General features: G+C 40.2%; 10 protein-coding genes. 5 read left to right on the forward strand and 5 right to left on the reverse strand.

Annotated features, from left to right (window positions below; translation table 11 throughout):
- Positions 1 to 141: 141 nt before the first annotated feature.
- The 3 genes from G585_RS16710 to G585_RS0101300 are packed head-to-tail and all read right to left on the reverse strand — an operon-like array spanning position 142 to position 7432.
- Positions 142 to 3915: a glycoside hydrolase family 3 N-terminal domain-containing protein gene (locus G585_RS16710; RefSeq protein ID WP_022772420.1), complete on the reverse strand. Its 3774-nt coding sequence runs from the start codon at positions 3913 to 3915 to the stop codon at positions 142 to 144.
- Positions 3916 to 3934: 19 nt separating this feature from the next.
- A complete protein-coding gene (locus G585_RS0101295) occupies positions 3935 to 5464 on the reverse strand; it encodes an MFS transporter (protein WP_022772421.1) in 1530 nt (509 codons plus the stop codon).
- A gap of 15 nt (positions 5465 to 5479) precedes the next feature.
- Positions 5480 to 7432, reverse strand: coding sequence for a glycoside hydrolase family 2 protein (locus G585_RS0101300; RefSeq protein ID WP_022772423.1), 1953 nt, complete (start codon positions 7430 to 7432; stop codon positions 5480 to 5482).
- 125 nt (positions 7433 to 7557) lie between these two features.
- Between G585_RS0101300 and G585_RS0101305 the strand changes: the two genes are divergently transcribed.
- The 3 genes from G585_RS0101305 to arcC all read left to right on the forward strand — a co-directional run bounded on the left by G585_RS0101305 (position 7558) and on the right by arcC (position 10578).
- On the forward strand, positions 7558 to 8271 hold the full coding sequence (locus tag G585_RS0101305; RefSeq protein ID WP_022772424.1) for a LytR/AlgR family response regulator transcription factor: 714 nt from the start codon (positions 7558 to 7560) through the stop codon (positions 8269 to 8271).
- A 7-nt stretch (positions 8272 to 8278) separates the two neighbouring features.
- The gene (locus G585_RS0101310; protein WP_022772425.1) at positions 8279 to 9565 is read left to right on the forward strand and encodes a GHKL domain-containing protein; all 1287 of its coding nucleotides are present in this window, start codon (positions 8279 to 8281) and stop codon (positions 9563 to 9565) included.
- 74 nt (positions 9566 to 9639) lie between these two features.
- Positions 9640 to 10578 carry a carbamate kinase gene (arcC, locus tag G585_RS0101315; RefSeq protein ID WP_022772427.1) on the forward strand — a complete coding sequence of 313 codons (939 nt, stop codon included), beginning with the start codon at positions 9640 to 9642 and terminating at the stop codon, positions 10576 to 10578.
- 67 nt (positions 10579 to 10645) lie between these two features.
- On the opposite strand, the gene G585_RS0101320 is transcribed toward arcC, so the two are convergent.
- Together G585_RS0101320 and G585_RS0101325 are read right to left on the reverse strand one after the other, a co-directional pair.
- Complete coding sequence (locus tag G585_RS0101320; RefSeq protein ID WP_022772428.1) at positions 10646 to 10855, reverse strand: hypothetical protein; 210 nt, start codon at positions 10853 to 10855, stop codon at positions 10646 to 10648.
- A gap of 22 nt (positions 10856 to 10877) precedes the next feature.
- The gene (locus tag G585_RS0101325; protein WP_026663709.1) at positions 10878 to 12398 is read right to left on the reverse strand and encodes a glycoside hydrolase family 32 protein; all 1521 of its coding nucleotides are present in this window, start codon (positions 12396 to 12398) and stop codon (positions 10878 to 10880) included.
- Positions 12399 to 12634: 236 nt separating this feature from the next.
- Here G585_RS0101325 and G585_RS0101330 point away from each other — a divergent pair, with 236 nt between their 5' ends.
- Both G585_RS0101330 and clpX read left to right on the forward strand, forming a co-directional pair.
- Entirely contained in the window at positions 12635 to 13699 is a 1065-nt protein-coding gene (locus G585_RS0101330) for a LacI family DNA-binding transcriptional regulator (RefSeq protein WP_022772431.1), read from the forward strand.
- Positions 13700 to 13812: 113 nt separating this feature from the next.
- A complete protein-coding gene (gene clpX / locus G585_RS0101335) occupies positions 13813 to 15369 on the forward strand; it encodes an ATP-dependent Clp protease ATP-binding subunit ClpX (RefSeq protein WP_022772432.1) in 1557 nt (518 codons plus the stop codon).
- Positions 15370 to 15414 lie beyond the last annotated feature (45 nt).

A 15414-nucleotide genomic window follows, 5' to 3' on the forward strand; every position in this document is an offset into this window, starting at 1 on the left:
TAATTCATAACGCGCTTCGCAAAAAGCTTTGCTCAAACAAATTTAAGTCAGAGTGCATGTAACACTCTGACTTAAAATCTACTAACAACGAGATAGTCTACTACTTTTTATCAAAATTTCAAGTGAATTTTTTATGACCAATTATTCCATTGCTGTAAAGCTTGTAACTTCACCCCAATCAGACTCTTCGGCGCCGATATCCTCATTTGCAAGGGCCTTGATTCTGAAGTAGTATGTGTTGCCAATTTCAGGTGTAAATTCAAGGTAGTTATTTATAATTCTGCCTTCTTCTACTGTTGGCTCGACGACACCACATCCGCTCTCAACTTTCTGAGTTAGCGCTTCGTCAAGATAAGTCTCAACCTGGTAACTTGTGAGTGCTTCGCTTGCAAGAGCATCCTTGAGGTCGATTTCAATTCTGTCTACAGTGTGAATATAAGGAATTCCTGGCTGATATGTAGCCTTTGGAGCAGTAAGTACACCGCACTTCTTATATCCGTTAAGGACAGCAACCTGTTTCTCATTATAATTAGCATCAAGCTCATAAAGGACTACTGCATAGTTTTCACCAAATGGCACGCAGTTAATGTTACCAACTCCACCATTTGCAGACTGTGAGCCAAGTACTACCGCACCATCGGCTACGGTTCCGTTTGAAACATCTGAATCGTTATAAACTTTGATAACATAGCTGTTATCTGATGAAGTGAAACTAAAATCACCATTTTCCTGTACTTCAAAATCTTTTACATTTCCACCAGATTCAAGCTTTGATACAGCAAATGCTGCAACTGCAACCACAGCGATAACTGCTACGATTATTGCAACTCTCTTGGCATTACTGTTTTTCTTAAGCTTTTCTGCAGACTCCTCAACTTCCTTAGGTTTTCTTACAAGCATAAAGATGCAAAGAGCAAAAAGTACTACAAATACTGCAATAAGTGCATAAAGTGCTTTCTGCCACCAAGGAAGGACAGCGACAACGATATCATTTGAAGAAATGCCATTCATTGCTGATGAATTTACAACTGCATAGCAGATACGATGACATGCTTCCCTTAAGTTAGACATTACATAAGCGTTATCTTTGTATTCATCAAGCTGGCTTGTACGACCATGATTGTCATACAGACCGTCATACATATCTGTGCCTGTACTAACTGCTCTTGGTGCATACATATAGCTTACACAGATAATTCCTTCATTGTCACTATCAGCATCAGTAATTGTGAATCCATCAAACCCAAACTCGCCTCTTACTACATTGTTGATGTATGAATGCATACCATTCCATGTAGTTCCGAGTCTGTTAAATCCTGTCATTATAGCCTTCGCATTTCCCATATCAGCTCTGAGAACCTTTGAGAATGCATTGAGATAAATCTCTCTTATAGCCTGCTCATTACTCCATGTACCAACACCTTCTCTGTGTGTCTCCTGGTCATTAAGGAAGCAGTGTTTTTCATAAACAATGATACCCTTTGACTGGATACCGATACACTCATTTGTTCCGATTGATCCGGCAATAAATGGATCTTCTGAATAATACTCATAGTTTCTTCCTGAATAAGGAGTACGATGTGTATTTATACCAAATCCATAAATACCTGAAATGTGAGAGTGTAATCCGTCTTCACCAATGAGTTCACCAACTCTTTTTACAAGTTCGTCATTGTATGTCTGTGCACGCATGCTGGCTGAAGGATAAGATGTTCCTTTACCACCGCCAACGAATGTTGTACCAAAACCAGTAGGTCCATTCTGATCTGATGTTGCAGGCTTTGAGATTGAGTTAACGGCTGCTGTTGTATGACCGCCTCTGATAAGAAGAGCTTTCATCTCCTCATAAGTCATCTGATCAAGAAGTTTGTCCCACATAGGATTATCATAAGCTTCGCCTTTTAAGGTAATGAGCTTAAGACCATAATTAGCTCCAAATACCGGCATCTTATATTCATCAGAATTAACTTCCTCAATTTCCGGGAAATAATCGCTCTGAACTTCCTCAAACATTTTGTCTGTCATGTTAAGAACAACAGATTCATGAGGATACGTTGCTACCCAATCATTTCTTGTAAGATATGTTATCTTCTGAGATTCATCATACTTATTGATATCAACATCATCAAACTGGTTTGTGATGTCTGCACCTGTAACAGCAGAGTGCGCAAATTTTTCTTTATCAAGATCAGCTACTGTGATTGTCTTTACAAGATCAGCATTTCCTTCTGCATCCATTCTCTGGTCTGTTGTCTCAGGTGAAAATCCCTTAGCAGCGAGAATGTTGTTAACAGCTTCGTGTGTTCCATTTGCAAGAGTAAAGTAGTATTCTCCGGCATCAAGAATGTATGTCTTGGCATTATTTGAATCGTAAGCAGCAAGTTCTTCTTTAGAAATTGTTATAGTAACTTTTTCACTCTGACCAGGCTCAAGTGATTCTGTCTTATCATATCCGCAAAGTTCAACAGATGCCTTCTCAACACCATTTTCTTTGTCATAGTCTGTATAAGGAGACTGGAAGTATACTTCAACTACTTCTTTACCTGCTACAGAACCTACGTTAGTAACATTAACGTTTACAGTAACATTGTTTTCATCTTCTGTTACTTCATAATCAGAATATTCAAAATCAGTATATGAAAGACCATAGCCAAATGGGAAGGCAACAATATCGTTATAAGCATACTGTCCAGGATTTCCTGTCTGCATTACATAATCTTCATATCTTGTCTCATAATATCTATATCCAATATAGATTCCTTCCTGATAAACCTGATAATTCATCTGGTTCATGAAAGCTTCAGGAATAGAACTTGATTTTACTTTTTCAAGGTAGTCTTTTCTGTAGTTTGCATACTGATGCTCACCAAAGTTCATCATTGCAGGGTTTTTAGTATTGTCATAGCAAATTGTATCTACAAGATGACCTGATGGATTGATATCACCTGTAAGAATTGCACCAAGAGAATCAATTCCGCATTCACCTGTTGTTGAGATTACAAGTACTGCATCTACGCCATAATCCTGAGTAAGGAAATCAACCTGAGGCATATTGGCTGCGTTGATTGTTACGATGATACCTTTCAATTTGCCTTCAGCTTTAAGATTCTTTAAGCCCTCAAGTACGCTCTTTTCATCGTCATTAAGTTTAAGGCCATTTCCATCCATGCCGCTTTCTGTGGCTGTGATTGCACCGAGATCAGACTGAGTAAGTGCATTGTCAAGTCCACTTGGGATATCATAGCCTTCGCCGGCAACTCTTGATACGTTGAAGATAGCAACATCATTGGCAATCATGCTGTCAAATGTGCTGTCTGACTCAAGTATAGACCAATTAACTTCATTTATAAGATAGTCAGCAGGGCTTGTGATAGAAGGGCCGCTTCTCTTAAAGTCTTTTCCTGCTCCTTCACTGTAAAACTTCCAAAGTGCACTGTTAGGTACAAGGCCTGCATGCTCCATAGAAGTATAGAATGTATACTCTCCTGTAGAAGCTGTACTACCTGAACCCGTTCCTGATGTCAAAAGATTCACAGTTGACTGGCTAAAAAGCCCTACCTTTGTCCCCTTCTGAATTGGAAGAAGTCCATCATTCATTACAAGGGCAATTCCTTCAGCCGTTACTTCTTTACAAAGTTCTTGTCCGGCTTTAACAAGGGCCGCATCATCATATACTTCACTTCCAGATGCAGTAAGCTGTGTGCTTCCGTCTGCATCCTTCTTTACAAATTCACTGGGGAAATAAACAACATTTTCCTCAACATCACTTTTGATAGTCTTGTATGGAACAACGCCTAATGCCCAGTTAATTACAGTACCATAGTGTATCGCAATCGGAGTACCTATGATGAAAACAAGCATAAGAATACCTGTTATAACTGTCAGGATTTTCCATATCAGTTTTTTCTTTTTCATTAATATTCTCCTTCTCCTATTATAATTCTTCCATCGCCTGCTGTAGTGACATTCCTGCTGCTATAGCTTCCTTACGCCTCTGATTGACTTCCTGGATTTCCTTCATTTTTTCCCCTGTAAGGATATAGCCTTTCATTGCTATTATTGTGGCAATCCACGCTACCATAGGTACTACGCAGAAAAGTATGATAACAACTACATTCATCCCTGATGAGTAGGGCGTATCTGCAGTTGGAAGAGACTTGATTCCTATCAGACTTACAGCGATTCCGACTACTGTAGCTGATAGTGAGGAAACAAGCTTATCCACAAGGGAAAAGAGTGTTCCCATGATTCCAGGAATATATTTTCCTGATCTGTATGTTTCATAATCTGAGCAGTCTGCAACCATTGGAATGGGCATATCTGCTGTAGAATAATAAGCACCGTAACCAACACCAAAGAACACAAGGAAAAGAACTGTGTAGATATTGATGCTGAGCTTTCCGTTTGAAATAAGTGAAAGGTTAACTCCCGGCACACCCTGCTTCCATGCAAGTAAAAGTGCAAGTACTCCTACGTAGCATACAAGTGCAAGTGATACGTATCTAAGAAGTGAAGCTCTCTGGCCTTTCTTTTGACTTGTTCTTACTGTGAGAACAAAGAAAGGAACTGAGAATACGTAACCAACTATCATCATTGGAAGGTAAAGTCCGTCGTAGTTACCCATCATGCAGCCGTAGAGCATGCACAAAACTGTTGTGTTTGTGGCAATTGAAAGAGCCAGTTTGCATCCTGCGCCCGCGATCATAAGTCTCTTCATAGGGCTGTTGTTTTTGATGATCTCTACATATTCGGAAATCTTTACTTTTTCCTGCTTGCTTCCACCGATTCCGAAGTACTTCGGCTGGTCTTTTTCCCAAATACCGATGATGGCAAGTATTGTAAGAATAATTGAAACTGTGATTCCAATTGGTGTTAAAACCTTATAAAAATCAGCGCTTGAGTAATCCGCTACATTTGCTCTGATGATAGGAGCAAGGAACTGCATAACTCCCATTCCTGCAAGAGAACCTACAGTATTAAAAATTGTGAAAAGAGGTCTCTGGCCAGGATCAGATGTAAGAACTGTCTGACCGGCCCTTGTGCAAGAGGTCTGGAATGTATAACCGATAACCCAGATCGCATAGAGTCCTACAAAAGCTACATACCTAAGGGCCATCATTGTTTCAGGTATCTTAGGGGTGATGATATACATAGTGATAATGCTAAGTGCCATAATGACATTTCCGATCACCATGAAGGGTCTGAACTTACCGAATTTACCGTTTGTTCTGTCCATAAGTGCGCCGATAACAGGATCTGTAAAAGCATCAAACACTCTCATTCCTGTTACCATTACCGATGCAAATAAAACTCCGAGTCCAAGTACGTTTGAACCAAAGGTCGCTATGTAAGCAAGGACCAGGACGTAATAAACATTTGTAGCTCCGTTATTCAGTGGAAAAAGAACCAGCTGATAAAGCTTTGCCCTGTTTATTCCATCATTCTTATTTACTGTTTCTGCCATAACTCTTCTCCCTTATTACTTTGTCCAGTTAGCTCCCTTATCTCCTGATTCCTTAAGTGTATATTCAGGATTTGGTCTGCTAACCTTTCTAAAGACTGCTTTGTCGCGGCATGCCCCGCTTACAGCCATAAATTCATTTTCTCCTGTAAGAGAAACCTTAAACTCAAATATGTGCTGGCCATGCTTGGTCTCAAGCTTGTTTCCATCTTTGTAAAGAGTAACTTCGTTCTGATTTGAATAAACCTTTACAGTTATCTTGTTTGAGGTTCTGTCCCTAAATCTCTTGGATGTGATATGAACAAAAGGTTCTTTGCTCCACCATGATTTGTAGATGTAGAAGCTGTCTTTCTTGGTCTTCCTGTCAAAAGTAATAAGTCCCTTGTGATTCATACCCGGCTCGCCACCCTGATTTCTGGCGTCAGCGGCAAAGTCAAACATATTCCAGACGTGTGTTGCCCACATGAATGGATTTCTTTCAAAGCATCTGAGCATGTACTCGTGATAATGGGCCTGATACTCCTCTGTGTGATCGCCTCTTCTAGGTCTTTCTGAATGAAGGTTTGGCATTCCCTCACATCCATATTCCGAGTAACCAAGACTTCTGTCCGGATAAACAAAGTGGAAAAATCTCATCCAAAGGTCATTCAAGAAAAGCCCCGGAACATACCATCCAAGGTAAAGATTCCAACTCACTGTATCTGTGATGTGCGCCACCTTATTAAATGGTCCGCAAACTGCATAACAGGCAAGAGTTGTAAATCTTGTCTTATCCATTTCATGACATAGATCGTTAAGCTCTCTGTGGTTATCCAGCATATCATTTTTATCTTTTGTGGATATTGTTATCTCATTGGATATTCCCCAGCATACGATTGATGGATGATTGTAGTTCTGAATTATCAGCTCTTTCATCTGACTGATCGTATTAGCTCTTCCCTTTGGCATATGCTCTGAAATATAAGGAATCTCAGCCCACACTACCATTCCTCTCTCATCGCAAAGATCATAGAATGTCTGGCTGTGCTGATAATGTGCAAGTCTGATGGTGTTGGCTCCAACCTCGCAGATAAGATCCATATCCTCTTTGTGCATCTCATCTGTGATTGCATTACCAAGGCCTTTCCTGTCCTGATGTCTGCTAACGCCGTGAAGAGTATATTTTCTACCGTTCAGATAAAAGCCTGTCTTGGGGTGATAATGGAAATCTCTGACACCAAAACGTGTCTCTACTTCATCAACCACATTTCCATCAACCAAAAGCTCTGCCTTTAATCTGTAAAGATATGGGTCATCGATTCCATCCCAGAGATGAACATCCTGAATGAGCATATCTGACCAGCCCTCATCCATAGATCTGTGAGACATCTCCTGACATACTTCATTTCCCTCTTTATCAAAAATCGTGACACGCACTTCCCCTGAATCAGTGTTGAGCCACATTTTTGTGGCTACCTTTGCTTTTTTATATCCTTCAATAGGAGTTGCTGTAACCTGAAGTCCCTTGCCTCCGAAGTAATCCAGGTCAAATCTCTTTTTATTAACTACTACGAGCTTTACATCTCTGTATATTCCGCCGTAGAAAGTGAAATCCGCCTTTTGTGGATAAACTTTATCGTTCGGTCTGTTATCCACTTTCACAAGAAGCTTGTTCTGTCCATCATTCAAAACTTCTGTGATATTCTTTCTGAATGTAGAATAACCACCTTCATGTCTGATTATTCTTTCATCATTTAAAAAGACGTCGCACTCTGAATTCACTCCGTCAAACTCCAGGTAAACGTCTTCGCTGTTTCTATCAAAGGAAGGACTTTCAAATTTCTTTTCATATGTTGCCAGTGTCCTTAGATAGTCATTTCCACCATCCTGACCGTCGATATTGTTCCAGGTATGCGGAATATTGACTACTTCTTTTTCTTTTCCATCAATAGAAAAGTTCCATTCGTTGTTAATGTAGTGAATTTTTCTCATGCAAAATCTCCTTTATATAGTCAAATATTACAAAATTGCAATATATGATTTCAATCATTGTGGAATAAACTACAGTTTTAACAGCATAATTTACAAGGCACAATCTAATGCTGTAAAATATACCTATGAAACAGTTCAGAGTTGCTATTGTAGAAGACGATACAGAGTATTCTTCATTCCTTGAAAGCTGCCTTAATAAATATGGGAGCGAAAAGGGATTTGATTTTAATGCAAAAATATATACCAAGGCCGAGAGCTTTTTAGATGATTACAAAAAGGCTTTCGACATTGTTTTTATGGACGTGGATTTGGGAAAAGGTTTCCTCAATGGTATGGAAGCCGCTAAAAAGCTGCGCCTTATTGACGATACAGCTCTTTTGTTCTTTGTTACAAACATGCCTCAATATGCGCCTGAAGGCTACGGCGTTGACGCACTTGACTACTGCCTAAAGCCCATCAGTTACAGTAACCTCTCAGTAAAACTCGACAAAGCCATGCGCCTTTTAGAGGGCAGGACAGGCCAGCCCGTTAAGGTAAAAGACAAAAAAGGCACTCATATTCTCTCTTCCAATGACATTATGTATATAGAAGTAATGGGACACGATCTTATGTTTCACACTGTAGATGAGATAATTGATTCCTACGGCGGGTTGAGCGAAAGGGAAACAGAGCTTGCAAACTGCAATTTTGCCAGATGCAGTGCTTCCGTCCTTGTAAATCTCGCCTTTGTCAAAGGGCTTTACGGCGATGAGATCAAGGTCGGCAGAGATATGATCAAAATCGGTCGTTCCAAGAAAAAAGCTTTTTTGGAGCAGCTTAATCTGTACCTTGGAGGTTGAGTATTAAATGAATGGTTCTTGGATAAGCAGTTTTACATCTGTTGGTTATTACCTCGAGATACTCATTGCTGAGTTTCTATTCCTTCAGACCTTTGAAAAAAGAAATCTATTTATATTTAGATTTGCAGCTCTTTTGCTGATTTCTTTTCCACTTGTATTTCTTATAGATCTTGATAGTACAGATTCTACATTCATCAGATTTTTCATGCTTCTTTTAATCATCGGAGTATCCATAATCTTTTATCTTAGTAATTACAAGGGCAATACCTTTTCAGTCATTTCTTCCTGTATCAACGGTGTTGCCACGCAGCATATCGCCAATAAGTTTACTGTACTGATATCACTAATTCCTTTTGTAAAAAGAATAAATGCCATTTCTTTTATCTGTCCAATATTGTTAGAGATGCTTGTCTTTTCAGTGGTGTACCTGGTCGTATTCTTTTTGGTTGCTACGAATTTCCATTTTGAAAAGAACTCCATCAGGCTAAATGTTCTCTCTATCACGATCATCCTCACATGTATAGGCGTAAACAGACTGGTTGTAGACCACAGTTCTGGCAACATCTACTACGAGCTTGCAGCTTGCACATACGCTATCATATGCTGTGCACTGGCTCTTGCAATGCAGCTCTACCTTTATAAGTGGCAGGAAGAAAAATCAGAATCCCTTGTTATAAAAGGTCTTTTGTCTGCTTCCGAAAAACAGTATGAGCAGTGGAAAGCAATGGTTCAGTTTACTAACATTCAGACTCATGACTTAAAGCATATGCTGGACAGGATTGAGCGCCTTGCAGATGAGAACAAGCTTGATGTGCCGGATCTTTCACCTATCAGAGATTCGATTGAAGGCTTCGCTCCCCTGGTAAAAACAGGCAACGAAGTTCTTGATGTTCTTCTTAGAAATATGAGCACTCTCTGCAAACAGCAGAATATCCGCTTTAACTGCGTAAGCTACACAGATTCTCTCGGTGCCTATGACAGCATGTCCTTGTATTTTCTTTTTGCCAATGCAATAGATAATGCAAGAGCTGGCGCCGATTCTGTAACAGATCCCGACAAGCGAGTAATTGACGTAAGTCTTAAAAAGTTCGGCGATTCTGTTATTATCCATATTTGGAACTATTTTGAAGGGGAGATTGTTTTTGACGGCCAGCTCCCTGTCAGAGAAAAAAATGAGAGTGGCCATGGATTTGGAGTAAAGAGCATAAAGATGCTGGTTGATAAGTTTGAAGGCGCCATGAACGCATACGCTGAAGAAAATGTATTTCACCTGAATATTATTCTTCCTATTTAACTTTTAAAACCGGGGCAATTAATGTACAATAACTTTATCTTTACTAGCACATTCCGTGCGGAAACGGGGATAAAATGGACAATATTAAGGCTGTAGTTTCTCTAGGACACGAAGCTCTCGGTGTTACAACCAATGAGCAGATGAATGCAACAAAGGTCACTGCCAAGGCATTGGCGGATCTCATAGAAGCTGGTTATCAGCTCGTCATCACCCACAGTAACGGACCTCAGGTCAGCATGATTCATAAAGCGATGACTGAGCTCCACAGAATCTATATCGACTACACAGCTGCTCCCATGTGCGTATGTAACGCTATGAGCCAGGGTTATGTAGGTTACGATATTCAGAACTCCCTAAAAACAGAACTTACAAGTCGCGGCATCTCAACACCTGTAAGCACACTCCTTACCCAAGTTACAGTAGATCCTTATGATGAGGCTTTTTACGCTCCTACCAAGGCAATCGGAAGAAACATGTCAAAGGAAGATGCTGACACCGAAATTAAAAAGGGTAATTTTGTAAAAGAAATTCCAGGCAAAGGCTATCGCAGAATAATTGCTGCTCCAAAGCCTATTGATATTGTAGAAATAGATGCCATCAGAGCACTTGTAGATGCAGGACAGGAAGTTATAGCCTGTGGCGGCGGCGGAATTCCTGTAATTGAACAGGGCCACGTACTTAAGGGCGCTTCCGCTGTTATTGAAAAAGATGCCATTGCCGGTAAGCTTGCTGCAGACCTTAAATCCGACAAGCTTATAATCCTTACTTCCGTTCCTTATGTATATACAAACTTTGGCAAAGAGGATCAGCAGCCAATTCAGAAGATGAATGTTGAGGCAGCTAAGAAATATATCGAAGCCGGAGAATTCGGCGAAGTTGACATGCTTCCAAAAATTGAAGCAGCTATCGAGTTCCTTGAAGCAAATCATAATGGCGAAGTTCTTATCACTTCTCTTGATTCTGTTAAGGATGCGCTCAAGGGCAAAGCAGGAACACAGATCGTATTTGAATAATAACTCAGCATTACTAAAATAGCCCAGTGCACACGCACCGGGCTATTTCTTTATCTCTTTTTACCTATCACTCGATTGGTTCGATATTAACTGAAAGTCTTCCACCATCCCAGCTATCGTTTGTACGATTCTCATCATCAATAAATTCCGGTTCGGAATAGGCATCAGAAGTAAAAGATGAAGACCCTGCAAAAACTGCTGCCCCAGCCAGAATTCCTACAATTGCAATTTTATGCTTTGCTACCATTCCTACAATACTTTTTATATCCACTCCCATATGCTTCCTCCCAAAAGCAGTTCTACTTATATGCTCTAATGTTGTCGAATTTTACTTTTGTTCCAACACCAAACACTCCCCAGTCTGATCCCTGCGACATATACATCCTTGTTGTGAAAGCCATTTTCTCATTGACATACATGCAGACAACACCATCTGAAACCAGCATGGAGACATCAAGCTGATCCGATCCTGAAATATCGAAATCGACATAGGACTGTGCCTTTCTCTCCATGATGTTTTCGCCGTTGTAAAACTCAATTCTGTTTGTTGCCCCATTAAATATGATGTTCAGTCTCCCCACATTTTCATCATTGGTGTTGAAGCAAAAACCAAACATGCCGTCCTTATCGAATTCCTTTATGGTTGTCTTTATGAGATAACTCCCCAGAAGGTCCTTGAACCCTGCCATCTCATACTGATCTCCTGCAAAAGAGATACTGCCCTCTTCAACAGATGTAGTTTCTGTCATTTTTAACGGCTCTACTGCCAGTTCATTAGAAAAGAGCTCTTCGACTTTTGGATTTAATACAGGAAAAAGGCTGCCATCTTCATTCTGTCTCAAAAGATGTGTGACCATATTTCCGCCCCAGTCATAGTCCTCTGAGTCTGCGTGCTTCTTTTTGGTTCCATTCCAGCCTACGACATAGAGATTATCCCCATCTGTCTCCATTCGGCCGGCGTAAAATCCATTACAGTCAAAAATATCCTGATCCGGAATTGTAAATGGTCCATCGATACTGTCCGCTATTCTGTAATGCACCAGCCTGTCAGGCCACTGATCAGAAAATGCCAGATACCATTTTCCCTTATATGTAAGAAGTGATGGACATTCCAAATTCGAATCCGTCCCCATGTCATTTTCAAAGAACACACCGGCATCTTCCCAGCTCTTTAGATCATCTGATGTGAACCTGGCTATAACTCCTATGTTGTCCTTTCTTGTGGCTACCAGCATGTTATAAAGGCCATCTGATTCTACATAGTATACGTAAGGGTCTCTGAAATCGTTTTGTGCATAATTATCACCAGCATACAGCGTATCCTCTGGAATTTTTTCCCAATTCTCCATGTCTGGACTTACGGCATGCATGACCGCTTCTTTTGGCTCAAACATATCATTATGTCCAGTATAAAAAGCATGGTACTGGCCATCCTTCCCCTTAATAACTGATCCGGTACCAAGCGCTATATCCTGATCTTCAACTGAATCGCCGTAGTTTAGGACAACTCCTTTGTCTTCATAAGAAGAGAAATCTGTAGTCTTTATAAGTCCCCAGGGGTGATAACCCTGTTTACCATCCCTTTGATCAGCCAGATAGAATACATTGTATGTCTCATCGTCATAAAAAGGCATTGTATCACCTACAAGTCCCTCCACCGATGCAGGAAAAATCACATGATCTTCTATGCTCTCCCCCAGGTAGTTTTCTTCCTTAGTTTCCACAGTATCCACTACTTCTTCATTCGTTTTTTCTGCCCCACATCCAACACTTGCCACAGCGAGCATGCCAACCAATACCAAAGCATTTAACCGTTGCATAATTCCTCCTTTGGTGCTTTTGCACTATCTTTTGACAGATTCAATATAGCATTATGTTTCATTTGTATCAATATAAAAGTGCATATGCCTCACATTTTCGTAAAATACTACATTTTTTCTGTTTTATTTTTTGTTTAATATGCACACTTGTTTCTCCAGGAATGTTGCATTTGACACATTCATATAGCTAAGATATGATATTTTAAGGTCCGACTTTATTTGATTGGGGATACATTATGAGTAAAAGAGTTACTTTACAAGAAATAGCAGATGCTCTCGGAATGTCCAGAAATACTATATCCAGAGCACTTAACAATTCCGGAAGCGTATCCATTGATACCAGAAACAAGATATGTCAGATGGCAACAGCAATGGGATACAAACAGTTCAATTTGGTTGACACAGCCGTCAACCCTTCCACGTCACTGCCTGCCGCAAATAGCGGAAAAACAGAGATTGCACTGCTTACACATGCTTTTCCCGGAGCTTCGCACTCAGGAAACAAGCTCCTTGAAGCATTCCAAAACAGGATCGATTCTTTGGGGTACAAGCTTTCAATTAATATAATCAAGGATACTGACATTGATAACTTAACCCTTCCTACCAATATAAATCCTGATAATATTGCGGGCATTTTCTGTATAGAAATGTTTTCTGACAAATACAGTAAATTCCTGTGTGATCTAAATATTCCTATTCTTTTTGTAGACACACCTCTTGTGCAAAAAATATCTCTAAATGCAGACACACTATACATGGAGAATATCACAAGCGTTTATCGCCTCGTAGACTCTTTTATCCAGGAAGGAAAAAAGAACATTTCTTTTGTAGGCGACAGATTTCACTGTCAGTCTTTTTACGAAAGATGGCAGGCATATGTTTCAGCAATGACTGACAACGGAATCAGTATCGAAACCGGCAACAGCATTTTGGAGGATGACTCCATGCCTTACCGTGACATTGACTGGCTTGCTGATAAGATCAGAGCTTTAAATAAAAGGCCGGAGGTTTTCTTTTGTGCCAACGATTTCCTTGCCATATGCACAATTAAAGCCCTTAGAAAACTAGGCTTAAATGTACCTGATGATGTATTGGTATGTGGCTTTGACAATGCACCTGAGGCAACAATTATTGATCCGGGTTTAACAACTGTAAAAATACACAGCAGTTCAATGGGATATATTGCCGCAGATATTTTGCTTTCACGAATTGCCAATCCGCATACTCCATATAAAAAGACCTATATAGAAACCGACATAATCCTTCGTGAGTCCACAGGTTCAGTACACATCTCTGTCTGAATCAAACATTAGCTCAATCATCTGTTAATAGAATGTTAACTTGTAAGGATGCGCCCGGTGTGCATATAATAACTTCATGGGTTTAGTAGTTTATATTGAAGATTGGAGTAGTTATGACAAATAACAGAGACGACGAATTTGATTTCAGAGAAGTCAAAGACGGCGAGGAATCCGAAGTTGTGGATACTACAACTGATTCAGCTGCCTCTGACGATAAATCTGATAATACATCGAATAATAATGAAGAAAAAACTGAATACGAAGATGTCTGCTTTGTCTGCAGACGTCCTGAAAGCAAAGCTGGCAAGATGTTCCATCTTCCAAACAACATCTGCATCTGCAATGACTGCATGCAGAAGACCATGGATACTGTAAGCCAGTTTGACTATCAGAATCTTTTGAACAATCCAAATCTCATGAATGAGCTCAACAAGAATCAGAATGGATTCCCAGGATTTGGATTCTTTAACATGGACAACAACAATGGTTTCAACATGGGCGGCATACCAAACTCTCAGAAGATAAAGAAAAAAAGCGAGAGCAAGGTAAAACCTGCTTTTGACATCAAAAACATCCCTGCTCCTCACAAGATCAAGGCTAAACTTGATGAGTATGTTATCGGCCAGGATCAGGCCAAAAAGGTTATGTCTGTAGCAGTTTACAATCACTATAAGAGAGTAGCCACAGACACAATGGATGACATTGAAATTGAGAAATCAAACATTCTTTTACTGGGTCCAACAGGAAGCGGAAAAACATATCTTGTTAAGACCCTTGCAAAGCTCCTTGATGTTCCGCTTGCAATTGCTGATGCCACATCCCTTACAGAGGCAGGATACATCGGCGATGATATCGAGAGTGTTGTTAGTAAGCTCCTTGCTGCAGCAGGCAATGATGTAGAAAAGACTGAGCATGGAATTATCTTTATCGATGAAATAGATAAGATTGCCAAGAAAAAGAACACCACATCAAGAGATGTAAGCGGCGAGTCAGTTCAGCAGGGCATGCTCAAGCTCCTTGAAGGCTCTAACGTTGAAGTACCGGTAGGCGCCGGCAGCAAAAATGCCATGGTTCCTCTTACCACAGTAAACACCAGAAATATCCTGTTTATCTGCGGCGGTGCTTTCCCTGATCTTGAAGAGATCATTACACAGAGACTTAATAAACAGACATCAATTGGTTTTGATGCTGACCTTAAGGATAAATACGAAGATGACCCTAACATTCTTTCTAATGTTACAGTCGAAGACCTTAAGAAATTCGGAATGATTCCTGAGTTCCTCGGAAGACTTCCTATTATCTGCACACTTCAGGCTCTTACAAAGGATATGCTTATCCAGATATTAAAAGAGCCTAAGAATGCGATACTTAAACAGTATCAGAAGCTCCTTGCGCTGGACGAAGTTGATCTTCAGTTCGATGACAGCGCACTTGAAGCTATCGCAGAAAAGGCACTTAAAAAAGATACCGGAGCCAGAGCTCTACGTGCCATCATAGAAGAATTCATGCTTGATATCATGTATGAGATTCCAAAGGATGAGAACATTGGACGTGTAACCATCACAAGAGACTATATTGATGGCAAAGCCTCTCCTCTCATAGAGATCCGCGGTGATTCCATCCAGCCAAAGCTCCCTGTATTTAACACTGAGCAGGCCACATCAGTATAAGGACAAAAAAATATGCTGTGAAAAATGAGAAATCATTTTTCACAG

Source organism: Butyrivibrio sp. AE2015 (assembly GCF_000420825.1).
GTDB lineage: Bacteria > Bacillota > Clostridia > Lachnospirales > Lachnospiraceae > Butyrivibrio.